At 47.1% G+C, this 17,167-nt stretch carries 16 protein-coding genes; 8 read left to right on the forward strand and 8 right to left on the reverse strand.

Translation table 11 applies throughout. The features are described from left to right. Window positions 1-80 precede the first annotated feature (80 nt). The 5 genes from AD930_RS15500 to AD930_RS15515 are packed head-to-tail and all read left to right on the forward strand — an operon-like array spanning window position 81 to window position 5,715. Window positions 81-2,363, forward strand: coding sequence for a TonB-dependent receptor (locus AD930_RS15500; RefSeq protein WP_244150628.1), 2,283 nt, complete (start codon window positions 81-83; stop codon window positions 2,361-2,363). Between the two features lie 43 nt (window positions 2,364-2,406). Then, window positions 2,407-3,285 carry an NtaA/DmoA family FMN-dependent monooxygenase gene (locus AD930_RS15505; protein ID WP_208598617.1) on the forward strand — a complete coding sequence of 293 codons (879 nt, stop codon included), beginning with the start codon at window positions 2,407-2,409 and terminating at the stop codon, window positions 3,283-3,285. A 42-nt stretch (window positions 3,286-3,327) separates the two neighbouring features. Next, window positions 3,328-3,714, forward strand: a complete 387-nt coding sequence (locus AD930_RS18215) for an LLM class oxidoreductase (protein WP_208598618.1) — start codon at window positions 3,328-3,330, stop codon at window positions 3,712-3,714. Between the two features lie 28 nt (window positions 3,715-3,742). Continuing rightward, a complete protein-coding gene (locus AD930_RS15510) occupies window positions 3,743-4,735 on the forward strand; it encodes an LLM class flavin-dependent oxidoreductase (protein WP_061506958.1) in 993 nt (330 codons plus the stop codon). Between the two features lie 5 nt (window positions 4,736-4,740). Next, complete coding sequence (locus AD930_RS15515; protein ID WP_061506959.1) at window positions 4,741-5,715, forward strand: LLM class flavin-dependent oxidoreductase; 975 nt, start codon at window positions 4,741-4,743, stop codon at window positions 5,713-5,715. 105 nt (window positions 5,716-5,820) lie between these two features. Here AD930_RS15515 and AD930_RS15520 read toward each other — a convergent pair whose 3' ends face one another. The 4 genes from AD930_RS15520 to AD930_RS18220 all read right to left on the reverse strand — a co-directional run bounded on the left by AD930_RS15520 (window position 5,821) and on the right by AD930_RS18220 (window position 10,461). Next, window positions 5,821-6,429 (reverse strand): nitroreductase family protein, encoded by a 609-nt coding sequence (locus tag AD930_RS15520; RefSeq protein WP_061506960.1) that lies wholly within the window; start codon window positions 6,427-6,429, stop codon window positions 5,821-5,823. Between the two features lie 646 nt (window positions 6,430-7,075). Next, window positions 7,076-7,816, reverse strand: a complete 741-nt coding sequence (locus AD930_RS15525) for a DOPA 4,5-dioxygenase family protein (RefSeq protein WP_061506961.1) — start codon at window positions 7,814-7,816, stop codon at window positions 7,076-7,078. A 30-nt stretch (window positions 7,817-7,846) separates the two neighbouring features. Next, the gene (locus tag AD930_RS15530) at window positions 7,847-10,219 is read right to left on the reverse strand and encodes a TonB-dependent receptor plug domain-containing protein (RefSeq protein WP_061506962.1); all 2,373 of its coding nucleotides are present in this window, start codon (window positions 10,217-10,219) and stop codon (window positions 7,847-7,849) included. 83 nt (window positions 10,220-10,302) lie between these two features. Next, on the reverse strand, window positions 10,303-10,461 hold the full coding sequence (locus AD930_RS18220; protein WP_156477157.1) for a hypothetical protein: 159 nt from the start codon (window positions 10,459-10,461) through the stop codon (window positions 10,303-10,305). A 328-nt stretch (window positions 10,462-10,789) separates the two neighbouring features. Between AD930_RS18220 and AD930_RS15535 the strand changes: the two genes are divergently transcribed. Together AD930_RS15535 and AD930_RS17535 are read left to right on the forward strand one after the other, a co-directional pair. Beyond that, window positions 10,790-11,227, forward strand: a complete 438-nt coding sequence (locus AD930_RS15535; protein WP_061506963.1) for a DOPA 4,5-dioxygenase family protein — start codon at window positions 10,790-10,792, stop codon at window positions 11,225-11,227. Continuing rightward, a complete protein-coding gene (locus tag AD930_RS17535; RefSeq protein ID WP_082781938.1) occupies window positions 11,224-12,453 on the forward strand; it encodes an MFS transporter in 1,230 nt (409 codons plus the stop codon). Before AD930_RS15535 ends, AD930_RS17535 begins: the two co-directional genes overlap by 4 nt. 88 nt (window positions 12,454-12,541) lie before the next feature. Here AD930_RS17535 and AD930_RS15545 read toward each other — a convergent pair whose 3' ends face one another. From AD930_RS15545 to AD930_RS15560, 4 genes are read right to left on the reverse strand one after another with little or no spacing between them, the layout of a single operon-like run. Then, entirely contained in the window at window positions 12,542-13,951 is a 1,410-nt protein-coding gene (locus AD930_RS15545) for an SLC5/6 family protein (RefSeq protein ID WP_208598619.1), read from the reverse strand. A gap of 12 nt (window positions 13,952-13,963) precedes the next feature. Then, window positions 13,964-15,589, reverse strand: a complete 1,626-nt coding sequence (gene groL, locus AD930_RS15550; RefSeq protein ID WP_061506965.1) for a chaperonin GroEL — start codon at window positions 15,587-15,589, stop codon at window positions 13,964-13,966. A 30-nt stretch (window positions 15,590-15,619) separates the two neighbouring features. After that, complete coding sequence (locus AD930_RS15555; RefSeq protein ID WP_061506966.1) at window positions 15,620-15,919, reverse strand: co-chaperone GroES; 300 nt, start codon at window positions 15,917-15,919, stop codon at window positions 15,620-15,622. Between the two features lie 37 nt (window positions 15,920-15,956). Next, window positions 15,957-16,160: a hypothetical protein gene (locus AD930_RS15560; RefSeq protein WP_061506967.1), complete on the reverse strand. Its 204-nt coding sequence runs from the start codon at window positions 16,158-16,160 to the stop codon at window positions 15,957-15,959. A 313-nt stretch (window positions 16,161-16,473) separates the two neighbouring features. Here AD930_RS15560 and yghU point away from each other — a divergent pair. Beyond that, window positions 16,474-17,167, forward strand: a 694-nt coding sequence (gene yghU / locus AD930_RS15565) for a glutathione-dependent disulfide-bond oxidoreductase (RefSeq protein WP_061506968.1), incomplete at its 3' end; no start/stop codon positions are given.

Below are 17,167 nucleotides of genomic sequence, written 5' to 3' on the forward strand. Positions count from 1 at the left end.
AAATTATGCTTTCGTCGAAAGCTTCTTTCTCTTGCAGACTTCCCACCCTCTCCCAAAAATCCACGCTTCTGGCGTCAAGCATGCTGTTCGTCACGCTCGGTGGGCAGGCATTGGGGCAGACGGAACATAAACCCGGACACCCACTCACATCCGAAGGTAAAAGCCGAGACAAAGCAAAACCAAGCCTGGCACACCCAGCCAAACCTGCGCCGGATGTTACAGCACATGAGGCAGAGGAGGTTCTGGTTACGTCTGAGAGACGCACGGAAAGCCCGCAGAACATTGGTGCTTCTCTTAGTGTTATTGGCGGCAAAACACTGCAGACCCGGAACGTAAATAATGTCTTTGATTTGCAATATCTCACTCCCTCCCTGCAAGTTACACCGCAATTTGGAAGTGGCCAGCCCGCCTACGCCATCCGTGGCGTAGGATTCAATGACTACGCAAGCAATAACGCGCCCACCGTAGGCATTTATGTAGACGAAGTGGCCAACCCCGTACCCTTTGCAACAAACGGCATGATGTTTGATATTAGCCGCGTAGAAGTGCTGCGCGGTCCGCAAGGAACATTATATGGCCGCAACACAACAGGCGGCGCCATTAACTACATCCTAAACAAACCAACCTCCACCTTTCATGCCGGTGGGGATGTGCAGTATGGACGCTTTGATAGCGCAAAAATTGACGGTTATATCTCCGGCCCCATAACAGATAAGCTGCGTTACCGGCTATCTGGCGAGACCCAACAGGGCGGTGACTGGCAATATAACAACGCAGGGTTGGGGCTTGGTCGTGTGAACAGAGGGGCTGCACGCCTGCTGCTTGACTATCAGGCAACAGATACCCTGAAATTCGAATTTAATCTACATGGTAGCCGAGACCGCTCTGATGCAAACGGGCTGCACTTATATGGCCCTATGGCGGCATATAACAAACTGAATCCGTCCGCTCCTGTTTATGCTGTCAGCTCCGATAGATATCAGACAAATTGGGGCACATCCCCTGAATTTGCCAAACAGCTTGGCATTAACCCGAATACAAAACCGTTCTCACATGTAGATGTAGGTGGCATGAGCTTTCGGGCGGAGAAAACACTCCCCTTCGCCACAGTGACGGACCTGCTCAGCTATGACAACATGCAGCGTCAGGAATATATGAATTTTGATGCATGGCCTGCAACGCTGGCTGATGTTTCCTTCAAGACGCGCGCCAATGTTCTTGCCAATGAGTTGCGCTTTACTTCTCCTAATAAACAGCGCCTCACATGGGTTGCGGGTATTTACTATGCGCACCAATATATGAATGACCGTTACCAGTCCGGATTTGCAGACCTTTACGGTTTTGACAGAGACCTACGCTATTCACAGTTTGTAAACACCATAAGCGGCTTTGGGCAGGCAACATATCATATAACCAGTAAACTCCGCCTGACTGGCGGTATACGCATTGAGCACGAACAGCGTAAACTGGCAAATATGGGGTCCTTTCAAGTCATAAATGGTGCAATCACAAACCCCGGCAACGTACTGCATGGACAGAGCACGGATTTCACCCTTCCATCTGGCAAATTCGAGGTACAGTACAACCCGATAAAGAATAACATGCTTTATGCATCTTTTACACGCGGCATTAAATCTGGCGGCTTTACAACATATAATTCAAACGCAGTTGGTGTATCTGCTGCGCCGTTCAAGCCGGAATCTTTGCTGGCGTATGAAGTCGGCAATAAATTCTCTCTCCCGGAGCAGCATTTGCGTTTAAACGTCGCTGGTTTTTACTACGATTATAGTAACCAGCAAATTCAGTCAGCCTCACTTAACCCACAGACAGGGCTGGTAGGTTCCATTGTTAATGCTCCACGTTCTCACATGTATGGTGGAGAAATTGAAGCAGAATGGCACCCATTATCAGGTTTAACACTTTCCCAGTCCGCTGGGTTTGCTGTGGGAGCTTTTGACAGGTTTTCATCCCTTGCAGGAGCACATATTGTAAACGGCACCTATGTAGGTGACTACAGAAATCGTAAGGGAGAGCAGCTTCCTTTCCCACAATTTACTGTAAACGGCTCTGTAAGTTATAACTGGAGTCTTGGTGATTACGCCCTGACAACAGGCGTGAACTACAGCCTGCGCAGCACCTATCATTCCCTTTTTGGCGCAAATTACAATGTGCCCGGCTACACCCTTTGGGGAGCAGATCTAGGCTTTGGCCCCAAAAATGGAAAGTGGTCTGTTTCTGCTTTTGGAAAGAATATTTTTAACAAAAAATATGATGTTGAAAGAAACTATTTTGTCGACGGCGCCAATGTTGCCCTCGCAGGTATGCCTGCCACCTGGGGTGTACGGCTTAGCGTGAATTACTAATCTTCCTGAATGGGTTTTCCCCTTTTTTACAAGGATACCTATAATGAGTAAACGAGCTGGGCATATGAACTTGCTCGCCATGATCAATAATGGCGGGCATCATTTGGCGGCATGGCAGCACCCCAAAGGCCAGGCTGGTGCGGGCCTGAACATTCAGAACTATACTCACATCGCACAGGTAGCGGAAAAAGGGCTCCTGGATGCCGTTTTTATTGCGGATGTTGTCGCATTATGGGGGCAAGATCTGGAGGCTCTTACACGCACATCTCGCGGTGAGCATTATGAGCCCCTTACACTGCTATCTTATCTTGCGGGTGCAACGCAGCATATCGGGCTTATTGCTACAGCCACAACAAGCTACAACGAACCGTATCATATCGCCCGAAAATTTGCGTCTCTTGACCATCTCTCCGGTGGACGTGCCGGATGGAATGTTGTGACATCTGTTGTTGGGGCGGAAGCACGTAATTTTGGGCGTGACGCGCATTATCTTCATAACGAGCGATACGAAAGAGCAGAAGAGTTTGTTGATGTTGTAAGAAAATTATGGCAGTCGTGGGAAGAAGGGGCTGTTATTAAGGATACCAAGAACAGCCAGTATTTTATACCAGAAAAAGTGAAAAATATTCATTATAAAGGGAAGCATTTTTCTGTCGAAGGTCCCCTTAATATTTCGCGCACGCCGCAGGGTGAACCAGTTTTGGTTCAGGCCGGAGCCTCTGAAAGCGGAAAACGACTTGCTGCACGGATTGCCGAGGTTATTTTCTCACCCCATGATGATATAAAAGCTGCCAAAAAATACTATCACGATATTAAAACTACGGCTTCTCAGTTTGGCAGAACAAAAGAGAGTATTCGTATTCTGCCTGGCATAACACCTGTTGTTGGAAAAACACGTCAGGAGGCGAGGGATTTTTTCTAGCAGTTACAAAACCTAATTGACCCTGTTCTGGGCCGCCGGCTTTTGGCTGATACATTGGGAGATGATATAGATCTGAGCAACCATGATGTAGACGGCCCACTACCCGATATTCCTATTGGCAATAAAGGTAGCAGACGGGATTTTGCTGTTGCTCTTGCAAAAGAAAAACATTTATCCATTCGGCAGCTTTATCTTCATCTTTCCGCAAGAAATGCCATTGTTGGAACAGCTGAAGACATTGCAGACCGTTTTGAAGAATGGTACGATAGCGAAGCAGCCGACGGGTTCAACCTGTTTTTTACACATGACCCCGGTGGAATAGAAGACTTTGTTGAACTGGTTATACCAGAATTGCAGAAACGAGGGCGCTTCAAGACAAAGTATTCAGGCAACACGTTAAGAAGCCATTTTGGATTTAGCGTACCATAGTCCCTTCATGCTGAGAAACAGGCTTCCCATGACTAAGAATAATGGCAGAAAAAAGCTGACCTTTGGTTTTCTCAATAGATTTTATACTCCTTCTGCCAACGATAATCGTTCCTCATATCATACGGGTTTATCGTTATTAAAACAGGCGGAACAAACCGGCCTGTCCACAGGCTGGGTTGCACAACATCACTTTCATACCGAGACGGGTGCCCTGCCCTCTCCTCTCCTCTGGTTGGCTCATGCTGCACAGCATACACGCACAATCCGGCTTGGCACGGCTATTATCATTCTACCTCTTGAGCCTGCATTACGCCTAGCAGAAGATGCTGCCGTTCTGGATATTCTTAGTAATGGGCGACTGGAACTCGGGTTAGGAAAGGGATTTGACCGTGAAAGCTTTGAGCACTTTGGCATTCCGCTAGAAGAACGTGGCAGAATATATGACGATCATCTTGCAAAGTTAAGTAATGCTCTTGCCGGAAAACGCATTACTGACGATCTGGTTCTCTCTCCACCCACCCCGGAACTTGCGCAGAAAATATGGGAAAGCAGCCGTAATATTCATGACGTTGCTCTACGTGGAAATGGGCTGATCCTCGCACCGCAACCACCTGACAAACCGTCACACTCACTGTTGATAGAACAGTATTTAAATTTCTGGCGCGACCAGAATTCTCAAAAAGCAGCACGCATAGCGTTCATGAGAGCCATTATTCCCGGAGCAGATAAAAAGACAGTTGAATCTGAGATTGGTAGCGATATTTTACGTTATGTCCGACGTTTTGTGCCAGAAGCAAGTGCTAACAACCTCCAAACCTATTTGAAAAATGCAGGTGTTTTTTGGGGCCATCCAGATGAGATTATTGAAGATATGTCTAAAGATACCGCATTGCAGTATATCTCTCATTTTGCCGCGCAAGTGCAGACCTTTTCCACACACGAGGATCAGGCATCACACAGATTACGCCTTTATACGGAACAAATTATACCAGCCGTAAATTCTCTTTTCGGGGAAGCATAGTCACCATGACGCACCCTTTCAAATTGGGTTTTCTGACGCATGTAAGTGCTGACGCTGAACCGCAGACAACCTATCACAACCTGATCAAACTTTTTGTAGCAGCCGAAAAACTTGGTTATGGAAGTGGCTGGATAGCACAGCATCATCTATCACGCGGGACAGGCCTTTCGCCCTCCCCACTTCTGCTTCTTTCCGCTATATCGGCCCACACTGAGCATATTCATCTGGCAACAGGCATTACGGTTTTGCCTTTTGAAGACCCAATACGCCTGGCTGAAGATGCGACTTTACTCAATAGCCTAAGCAAAAAGCGTGTACAACTTGGATTAGGGAGTGGAGGGGCCAATGTAGTCTCATTCCCCGCTTTTGATGTAGAGTATGAAAAACGTGCCACGATATTCAATGATAAATTATATGCTTTACAGAATGAGTTTGAAAATTCCACGTTATCGGATACTCAGGATTTACGGAAAAAATTATGGCAGTCACACAGCACGCCTGAGGGAGCTGCATTAGCCGCGCAACAGGGCAACGGTTTACTTTTAGGGACGGCAGTTCATAACCCGGCAACAGTGCAAAAACCTCTAGCTGAAACATATCTTAACACGTGGAAAGATGCACTTGAAAAACCGCGGCTTGGCATTATTCGGGCAGTCTTTCCTGCATCCGACCGCAAGACAGCACAGCAGGAACTTGCCCCGGATCTACGACCCTTTGGTGACTGGCTAAAACGGGAAAAATTGGCTGACGGAGACATATCCACTGCGGAGATTATCAATAAATTAAATGTCCATCACGGAAGCGTGGAAGATATTACCTCTAGCTTACAAAAAGACCCGTGTCTGTTTGATTATTTGACCGATTTTATTGTTGTCGTGCAGTCAGCTAGCAGCACGATTGACGATGCCATTAAACGACTGGAAATTATTGCCAAACATATTGCGCCAACATTTGGGTGGAAGAGCCGTTCCTCAGATTAATAAATAACTATACTTATAATGTTTATATTATTTAATTAGATTAATTATAGCATTCACGTTGCCCGTTTGAAAGATGGGCAACGTGACACAGCTAGTCTTTTTATATCACTCGGCCTTGAGTTCTGGCCATGCCGCAGAAAACGCCACTTCCTCTAAAGGAAGGCGATCAGAGAGTTGTTCTTTTTTCTGTAAATACTCTGGTAAGCTCTCTTTTTTCCCAAGGCGACCAATTATGAGTGCAGCATGCAGCGCATAGTTCTCAGGTATGTTAAGCTGAACGTGAGCCATATCATGGTCAAAACCACTGACCGGATGCGCTACCCACCCATCATGAAAAGCTTGAAGCTGGACGAGAAGGCTGGCAGCGCCCGCATCAAAAGCATGAGTAGAATTATCTTGGTCCAAGCCAGTTTTCTCATTTTTTATCGTGTGTTGGGATGCCACATACACCACGGCAGAGGCATTTTCAGCCCAAGCACGATTAAACGGCACCAACCACGCCAGAAAGCGCTCCCACTCTGGCGTAGAACGTCGTGCATATAGAAAACGCCATGACTGACGGTTATAAGCCGATGGAGCCCAGCGCCCTGCTTCCAGCAATGCCAGCAGCTCTGCCTCACTTATATCAGCCGCAACAAAAGCACGGGGGGACCAGCGCTCAAGAATAAACGGTGCCGCAGAAGAAAACCTTGCTTCTATGCTAGACGAAACCATAACATTTTTCTTTCCGCTATATGATCTTCGTGGAGAAGGCATACATTTTTTACTATTCCCGAGATAGCCTGTGTATTCGTAAAAATAACACCTTCATCCCTATGTGGAAAGACGTTGACGGGCTCTATCGAGCAAGAAAGAAGTCTATGCGGAATGCGTCTGACTACCGGGGTAGTCAGTTAACTCTAATAATAGCGGTGGCAATTTGCACAGTCGAGAGCAAAGCGACTTACAGTTTATTGTAGCATATTGAAATATCCATAATTATTTCAGTTTAACAAAAAATTATTCATAATTTTCATTTTTACAAATACTAAGAAATTTCACATGGATATTGTGGGTTCCTGCTTAACGAAACAACTAGTGTAATTTGTCATTTTTCGAGCTTATTGATAAGCATATCAATATAATACACCGTCAAACATTTTTTTATTGAGCCCACCACGGATCACTCAAACGATCCCCCTCAGAACCCTTCTCTCCCCCCGCATGCTGGCCCTGTACTAGAGGAAAATACGGCTTAACCCTCTCCATCTGGTTCTCAGAAAGCAAAAGTACGTCCCTCACAGCTCATCCCATTGGTAAGACGGTTAAGACGCAATACTGCTCAATTTAATGCTTTAACAGGTCCTGATTCTAATTACATTTAAGTTTCTATTTTAATATTTGGATGCGTATTAGGGTAAATTTGCTCGACTGCAGGCTGTCCACGCCCCGGTTTTTTCATATCAAATGCATTGACCGGCTGAGCCCTATTCACCCAAAGAGCATAGTACAAATGATCTGAACGAGGGTCATCTGTGTTCGGATGAATAAGAATAGTCAGATCCAGATTGTTAAGCTGTAACCATGGCAGGATGACTGGTAATTGCTCATTACTAAAACCAAAATAAAAAGAGGGCGTAACGTGCGGCCCGATCGGCTTTGTATTCCAATGCCCCATTTCAACTCTGAACCGTTCAGCAGACCATTTTCTGAGCAAAGCAGCTTTCTCATAATTATCTTCGTTAAAGTAAATATGTGCATGATAGCTTTTAATATCTGTATAGGGACGTGGCTTTGCCGGAAGAGGGTCTTCATTCGGCCGAAAACCCGATGGCCGGGTGGTCGCTTCAAGTTCGGGATGCTCGCCCCACGGGCTATGCCCCGGCAAATGCGGGACCTCAAAAGGCCCGGCTGGCGGTGCTGCACCGTCTCCATGAACTGCCTGAGCCAGTGCTTTTCCTGCGCCCAGCGCTGACGCAAGGAGCCCTCCGCCAGCAAGCAGCCCTCCGCGCCCCAATAATTGCCGCCGTCCGGGTGAGAGCAGATTAGCCCATTCGCGATCAATATCGTCGATAGCTGTCGGTGACACGTTTTCTGTCTGAGTCTGGTCTTGCTTTGACATCAATCTTTCCTTAAAAAATTATAGAACTTTTCAGAGTTTTACGGATACGCGTCCATAGTAGTAGCCGCCAAGCACACCCAGAGGACCGCTATTGTCATACAGCCCGGTAAATTGCGAATTGTAGGCAGGGATTGCACTTTTAGGGATCCGGCTTGGGTACTGATTCAGAAGGTTATTTGCACCCACAGTAACATTGACCCGCTTTGTTACGTCATAACCAATATTTAGATCCGTTACGAAAGACGGTGTAATATTATAGCTTCCGCCAGTAACATCATTATAGCGTTTGAGTGCACCATAATGAGTTTCCCTTACGAATATGGAGAACTTTCCGTATTGATAGCTTAAAGAAACAATTTCCTTATCGGGTGGAGACCGATAGCGTAATGTATATTCTGTCGATTTAGAGAGAATACCGATATTAGGTAACCCCTGAAGCACCGATGGAATGGCATTTCTTTTGGTGATGACAGTATCATTGACGTTCACACCTGCAGTCCATCGGAATGTACCGCCGCCGACAGCATGATGACCATCAGCCGTAAAATCCAGACCACGCGTTCTGGTATTCCCAATATTTGTAAAATAATGCGCAATCAGACCATTTCCGGCTGATATGCCTGCGCTATTCAGCAAATTCTCAATTTGATTCACCTGAGAAGTTGTTAATTCATTACCACTCCCATCCAGTGCAACACCCGTGCTCCGGTCAATTCCAATGTCGGCAGAGGTTCCAATACGGTTAGCCACATCAATTTCATAAACATCCAGACTCAGATTGACTGATTTTTCGGGGCTATAAACAAGACCCGCTGTGAAATCACGAGACGTCTCCGGTTTTAATGGAGACGCTCCTAACGCCCGCGCCACAGCCGATGTGGGTTGCGCCAGCATATAGGACGTACCATTATGGTCAGATGTATTTGAGTAAGACTCAGTCACCAGACTAGGTGCATGAAAGCCATTGCTGACTGTAGCCCGGAACGCAAAATTATCTGTTATATCGTAACGGGTGGAAAATCTTCCCGAAAAATTTTTTCCGAAATCCGAGTAACTTTCTATTCTTCCTGCCAGATCAACAGTCCAGTTTTTTGTAACCTTACTCGCCAGCCCCACATATCCCGCAAAGCTATGTCGCGATGAACTGTTCGCATCCACCGGCAAATACCCGACCAGGCCAGAAGAGCCAGACCCGACATAGGAATTATATTCACCAGCCCCCAAAGACTGCGTTTCATTCTGAAATTCGAAACCACTGCTGAAATCAAGGGGCTTAGCAAAAAATGGAATATTAAAAGACCGCCTTACATCCAGATCACCCGTAAAGCGCCCATAATTACGGTTTCCAACATGGAAAGCTGTCTGTGAGCCTGGATAGGAGAGAGCATAGTTTGCTGAATGAGTGACACCAACATCTATGTCATCCTCTCCATACGTTCCGCTAAGATCCCAGTCCCATTTCCCGGTTTTCCACTTTACGCCCCCAGTGGCAGAGAAGTCGTTCTCCTTCATGGTCTCATACGGGTTAAACCCGTCCGGATAGACAGAGTATAATCCCGGATTAGATTTAAACACGGTGTTGGGCAGGCGATAATTTTGTACTGAGGCAGCATCCCGATAAGAATATGTACCAAAGGAATAAAATGTTATACTTTTAGTAAGGTCATAGCCTGCATTCCACGCGAACTCCCCAAGAGTGCTGGAGGGTGACCCAACATTTTTCCATGGTGTATTATTTCTTCCTGCCTCCTTAGGGTTAAGGTGCGTTCCGGCAGGCAGCGTATTACCTGATCCCAGCGCGACCAGAGCGCCGGTTGTATTGCTGATAGCAGGATAGGACAGATAACCAGATTTAAGTGGAAAATTTCTGGACGCCATATCCTGCCGGTTAAACTCCGCAGAAAGATGAACAAACCCTTTTCCATGGTCAAATGAAAAGCCTTTATCTGCTCTCACATAACCATTGGTGCCTCCTCCATCATACGTTGAGCCACCCTGCCCGCTGAATGTCCCTTTGGTATCTTTTTTTAATACAATATTGATAACCCCGGCCAGAGCATCTGAGCCGTAAATAGCCGATGCTCCATCACGCAAGACTTCAATGTGATCAATTGCGGCGGTCGGAATCAAAGATAAATCCGTAGCAACGGAACCGGGAAAACCGTCCTCATTCACAACCGCCGTCGTATGCCGGCGCTTCCCGTTTACAAGAACCAGAGTATAAGCCGGGTCCATGTTACGAAGTTGAGCGCCACGCACCATGCTCCCCAGATCTGGCTGCACAAGCGCCGGCACATTAAATGACGGCAGCAACCGCCCCATTGCTTCCAAAATATTGGTTGCACCAGTTTGTGAGAGATCTTTCTGACTGATTAAATCAATCGGAGCTGCGCTGTTATGCACCGTGCGCCCATTAGCTCTGGTGCCGGTTACAACAACAGCCTCTGCGGACTGCGTGTCATTGTTGTTTTTATTTTCCTTTTTATTTAAAAGTTTTTTTTGTATCTGTCATTTTTTAATTCTTTATTTTTAAAAATAGTAACCGAAGACACATTGCCATCTTCAGCAAAAGCCTGAGCTACGGGCATGACGGAGCAGAATGTTATAGAAATACCAATCAGTACAGGACTATGTCTTTTTTCCACTCGCCAACTCTCCACATTTGTGGGGCTTCACGTCCCCAACATCGTCCCTGTGCCATCCCAAGGTCCGGCCCCTGTTGCCAGCCCAGATTCACAGCCCTGTTCGTATTTCTTTTTTATGACTCTGTTCAATAGTGGTTTTTTCGTAACTCGCTATTTTTTTGATTTTAAGCTGCCAGCTTGAAAAATATGGCTTAAATTTCATTTTCTTATTTCTCATATCTTATTGTTTTTATTATCTTTTATAATCCTTATTTTTTTATGTTGTTTTTTGACAACACGATAATAAAATGTATTTAATACATTTGTAACTGGTCTGGAGGATAAAATTATGACGAAAAATGTGCTCTCCTTGGAGCCTCGCTCAATTCATGACATTGCGAGTTGGCATGCTCATGTCTATTTTGACGAAATTACTGCAGCTCAATCCCGCATCATCCGCGACTGGGTTACGCAAAACTTTGTTGTCGAAATTGGTCCCTGGCACGATCAGGCTTTCGGTCCACACACATCCCCGTCCTGGTATTTCGGCTTTACCAAAGAGCAGTTTTCAGAAATTGTTTCGTGGCTTAGCCTCAACCATAATGGGCTAAAAATTCTTATTCATCCCAATACTGATGACCCTTTATCAGATCATATTGTTGCTGGTCTCTGGATTGGCGACCGTCAACCGATCAATACTGAACATTTACCAAGATCTCTGAAAGCGCTGGGGGGAAAGCCTGAAGAAATTACTCCTAACAGCTTTCCACCTGGCATTGTAAAATGAGTAATAACTCTCAGCAGACTCAAATCGGAACATTCTTGCCGCATCAGGAGAGTCATCACACTTCAAAAATTATTGCTGTTTCACTCATCGGTGCGTCCATGGGGGCCGGAACACTGTCCGCAAGTGCTTTCAGCGTTTTGTTGCCAGCTATCACCCAGACTTATCATTGGGGACAGGCAAAAGCCTCTTTTGCCATAACATTTGAACATTGGAGCGGAGCAGTTGGAGGCATCCTGATCGGCTTTTTGATAGACCGATTTGGGATCAGACGTACGGTACTTCCTCTGGCACTCTTGTCTGGAATTATTTTAACGCTTATCAAAACAACCGGCTCAGACATCTGGCAATTCTGGCTGTTCTATGCGCTCTTGGGCATTATTGGGCCAGGCATAGCGCCTTACAGCAAATTACTTTCAGGGTGGTTTTCTAACCGAAGAGGGCTTGCCCTTGGTAGCTTTGGAAGCGGCATTTTCCTCTCGATGATGATAACACCTCAGGTTGTCCGCAGTTTATATAACGCTGTGGGGTGGCAGAACGCCTATGCGGTGCTCGGATTTGCATCTATTTTGACGTTGCCATTTTTATTTACTTTTCTAAAAGACCCGCCTAATGCCTCCGAGCAAAAAACATCATCGCTTCCGGGAAAAAATCTACACTATGCTCTAAGAACACAAATTTTTTGGCTTTTATTTGTAACAGTTGCAACATCCATGTTTGTGGATCAGGCCATCTTCTCACAGTACGTCAGCATTTTTTTGAATAAAGGTTTCTCTCTTAATATAGCGACCACCCTGCTTTCCTGTGTTGCCGCAGGTGCTATTCTGGCCCAGATTACAGTTGGCTGGCTTCTGGACATTCAGGATAGGCCCCAAATTATTGTTCCCTTTGCCATTATAGCTTTTGTCGGTCTGATCGTCATTCACATCTCCAAAAACCCTTTTCTTCTGTTCCCCGCATCTTTTTTGCTGGGGTTAGGGTCTGGAGGTGAAACAAGCATGACATCGTATTTTGTAGGCCGGTATTTTGGGTTGTCCCATTTTGGAAAAATTTATGCCTGCCTCTATTCCCTGATCGCGATTATTGCAGCGCTTTCTCCGCCTGCAATAGGCTGGATTTATGATAGTACAAGCTCTTACTCAGGCGGCCTCCTGCTGCTGGAGATTATCGCCCTTATATCTTTGGGAGGGTTTATTATTCTTCCGGCTTATGTCTATCCAAAAAAATAATTCCAGAACCAAATGAGACACAGCATTCCATCTGCTTGGACACCCTTAAAAAGATAACGCCCTATGAAAGTTTTATAGGGCGTACTTTTTATGACCAAAATTTAAAAATAAGAGAGATGCATAAAAGGAGGCCTATAAACACCACGAAATAAACCCCATAACCTCTGTAAGGTTTTAATTCCGGAATTTTGTAAACAAGCCATGCCGGGACCAGACAACCAAGGATACCGAAAATAGGGCTGCATAAAACGGTAAATGATAAGACCGGAAAATTACCGACAATGGCGCTCCAGGATAGAAGGATCGCGAATATCATGATGGCATAGGTAACCTGTTTTTTAGGAACCTCATTTTCACGGTTATATTGTTTTAAAACTGCTGCAATCAGCCCATAGCACGCTTCCTTAAATCCAAGATAAACCCCGAAAAATGCCGTCATGACAGCAAAAATATTCAACACTACCCCAATAATGCTGGCCCAGCTTCCTGGAAAATTTTGTGCTGTAATGGCAAGCGCGGAAATATTCTGTTTGTACGCTGCAACGGCTGCCTCGTGCGGCAATGAAAATGTAAAAGAAAGCGCATAAAAAAAGACAGTTATAAAGAGAACGCCAAATGCAATATTCATTGCACGGAGAGACTTGTAACGCGCCACTTTTAAAGATTTCTCTTTTGCTCTGTATGCTATCACCATCGGGCTGAGTGTCTGGATGAACAGAATGGACGTCAGCGTAAACGGAAGCGTGACGATTGTTTCCTTTACCAGAGGAGCGAACGCTGGGATTGCTGTAATATAAGACGCATTCCACCGCGACACCATGAAAAGCCCCAGCATCCCAACGATGGCGAGTTTTGTCAGCACCATAAAAGATGAAAACCGAAAAAGAAGGCGTTCTCCACGTGAAGCCAGCAAGACCAGTATGGTGACGAGTAAAAGGCCGTACCATGCCTGTTGAGAGAGTAACGTCTTCGTCAGGCCAAAGCTTTTTAAATAGGATGCGCTGTCACGCGTGATAGCGGTTGCATAAACGAACATCCATATCGTCAGCATCATCAGGTAAACGATACCTAATACGAAGCCCCAGCGTTTACCAAGGTAACCGGCTATCATTTCTGGATAGCTCTGGCTTTCTCTGGCTCCACAAAGAGTATTAATAAACAGCCTCTGAAAGAGGTACATTCCCGGATAGCCAATGGCGGAAGAGAGCAAAAACACCCACAACCCCACCAAGCCTACCTGCACAGGTAAAAAGACAATCCCCGCGCCAATTGCCATGCCTATACTCATGACAATCCACCCCAGATCAGTCTCATCAAACCGAACGTCACTCTCTTTCATTTGGTAACGCTCTCTCTGGTTTTTATCATCGATATTGTGTTCTTTCCTAGCTTTATCATCCAATGATTTCTCAAAGCCCATGCAGATAGAAGTCAGCAACAATTTAGCACTATAAAAAAGGGCACCGCCATAAAGCGATGCCCTCTCTCTTTCGCTCACAAGGAACGATCCTCAGAAACCGTGATCTGCCCCCGGCGGTGCAAATGGCACTTTTGGCTCCGGCTTATCCGTCACAAGAACTTCTGTGGTGAGGACAAGACCGGAAACCGAGGCGGCATCCTGCAAGGCCGTCCGAACAACCTTGGTCGGATCAATAATCCCGGCTGCAACAAGGTCTTTATATTCACCAAGCTGTGCATCAAACCCATAATTATAGTCAGAATTTTCCAGAACCTTCCCTGCAACCACAGCCCCATCTTCACCTGCATTGGTCGCAATCTGGCGTAGCGGGGCCTGAAGCGCTTTGCGCACAATATCTCCACCAACGCGCTGGTCTTCGTTATGGAAGTGCAGATGCGCCACCACTTCTGTCGCCCGAGCAAGAGCTGTGCCGCCACCGGGCACAATACCTTCCTCAACAGCGGCGCGGGTCGCGTTCAGAGCGTCATCGACGCGGTCACGCCGTTCCTTCACTTCCGTCTCGGTTGCGCCGCCGACACGGATAATAGCCACGCCACCGGTAATCTTGGCCAGACGCTCCTGTAGTTTCTCACGATCATAATCAGACGTGGTGTCCGCAATCTGCGCCCGGATCTGCCCAATACGCCCCTTGATTGCGGCCTCCTGCCCTTCCCCGTCCACCACAGTAGTGTTGTCTTTATCAATCACAACACGCCGTGCCTGACCAAGCTGGGGAAGTGTCACGTTTTCCAGCTTGATACCCAGATCTTCGCTGATCACCTCACCTCCCGTGAGGATAGCAATATCTTCCAGAATGGCCTTGCGACGGTCCCCAAAGCCCGGTGCCTTGACCGCTGCAATCTTCAGCCCCCCACGGAGTTTGTTGACCACAAGGGTTGCCAGCGCCTCCCCGTCAACATCTTCCGCGATGATCAGAAGTGGCCGCCCTGACTTCACAACTGTTTCAAACAACGGCAGAAGAGGCTGTAGAGAAGAGAGTTTTTTCTCGTGAATCAGGATGTAGGGATTTTCCAGATCCGCAATCAGCTTTTCGGTATTAGTGACAAAATAAGGAGAGATATAGCCCCGGTCGAACTGTAGCCCTTCGACAACATCCAGCTCTGTCTCGAAACCTTTGGCTTCTTCAACGGTGATAACGCCATCCTTGCCTACTTTCTGCACTGCGTCAGAAATAATGCGGCCAATCTCCACTTCGCCATTGGCGGAGATTGTTGCAACCTGAGCCGTTTCTTCATGATCGGAAATAGCTTTGGTCCGCTTGCGCAGTTCTTCAATGACCGCTTTTGTCGCGTGCTCGATACCCCGACGCACGTCCTGCGGGTTAAAACCTGCGGCTACAGCCTTTAAACCTTCTTTTGCAATGGACTGCGCCAGAACCGTGGCCGTGGTAGTACCGTCGCCCGCTAGATCATTCGTCTTGGTTGCGACTTCGCGCACTAATTGTGCACCAAGGTTCTCAAACTTGTCTGCCAGTTCAATTTCCTTGGCAACAGAGACACCATCCTTGGTGATACGGGGAGCACCGAAACTCTTGTCCAGAACAACATTCCGGCCTTTGGGACCCAGCGTCACCTTGACGGCATCAGCCAGAATATCAATGCCATTCAGCAAACGCGTGCGGGCATCGGTTGCGAATTTTACGTCTTTAGCTGCCATTTTTTATTCTCTTCCAATAAAAATATTATATTACGATGCGTTATCGAGAATACCGAAAAGATCAGCTTCCTTGGCAATCAGTAGATCCTCGCCACCAATGCTGACTTCTGTGCCTGACCATTTGCCAAACAGCACATGATCCCCTGCTTTAACACTCAGCGGCACAACCTGCCCGCGTTCATCGCGTGCACCGGGCCCAACAGCCACCACAACGGCTTCAACTGGCTTTTCCTTAGCGGTGTCGGGAATAATAATGCCTCCAGCTGTTTTTTCAGCCGGAGTAATGCGACGCAGCACAACACGATCCTGTAAAGGACGAAATTTACTCATTGTATTTGAACTTCCTCGGGTCTTTATGAAATCGCTCTCAGGCGGAAGCGGCAGACGCTCTGGCCCGACGGAACTGCTGGGTGATCTGACGGCTCAGCGCGCCGGAGCGATCAAGAATATGATTGTGAAAGGATTTAACAGCGTCATGCACAGCGTAAAACCGCCTCTCGCACCGCTTGCAGTCCTGAATGAGAGAGCCGACAAAAATACCATCGATTTCGAGAATTCGGGATGTCAACATAGGCTACGCCTTCTTCGCATTTGCGGAGCCGACAGTTTCCCATCGGCAAATCTAGGAATGACCTCGGTCTGATGACCGACCTCTCCTACATCGTTCCGAGACCGGCATTCGGTATCTGCTGTGCATCATGTTTTGACTCCGCCACTGGCATCAGAGCGCCACAAACTGGAACTGATGATTCCACTGCATCATGATGTAGTCAACACATTAAATCATATTTTTTCGTTGTTTTTTATATACACGAATTATAGCGTTGTTTTGTGACAGAGAGCGTGTCACTCTGACTATCGACATCACAGATGGACCTTATCTCATGAGCGACCAGAGCACGCCCTATCAACCGCCCAAAGTCTGGAAATGGGAAGGGCCGGACGGCAGTAAATTTGCGTCCACCAATCGTCCTGTCGCCGGGGCCACGCATGAGAAAGCCCTTCCCGTCGGTCATCACCCCCTTCAGCTTTATTCGCTGGGCACGCCCAATGGCGTAAAAGTCACCATTCTGCTTGAAGAACTCCTGGCTTCCGGGCATCTGGAAGCGGACTATGATGCCTGGCTTATTCGTATTTCAGACGGGGATCAGTTTGGCTCGGGATTTGTTGCCATTAACCCGAATTCAAAAATTCCTGCTCTTGTCGACCATAGCGTCAGCCCGCCGCTTCGGGTTTTCGAATCCGGCTCCATTCTGCTGTATCTGGCAGACAAATTTCAGGCGTTTATTCCACAAGATCTTCCCGGTCGCACCGAATGCCTCAACTGGCTTTTCTGGCAGGTCGGGAGCGCCCCTTACGTTGGCGGCGGCTTTGGCCATTTTTATGCCTATGCGCCTGCAAAGTTAGAATACCCGATCAATCGCTTTACTCTAGAGACCAAACGGCAACTGGACGTGTTGGAGCGCCGCCTGCAGGAAGTTCCTTATATTGCAGGCGAGACCTACACCATCGCAGATATCGCCATCTTTCCCTGGTATGGTGGTGTGGTAGAAGGCTGGTGGACGTGTCCCGGTTTAG

The sequence above is a fragment of the Acetobacter malorum genome (assembly GCF_001580615.1).
In the GTDB taxonomy this organism is placed as follows: Bacteria; Pseudomonadota; Alphaproteobacteria; order Acetobacterales; family Acetobacteraceae; genus Acetobacter; species Acetobacter malorum.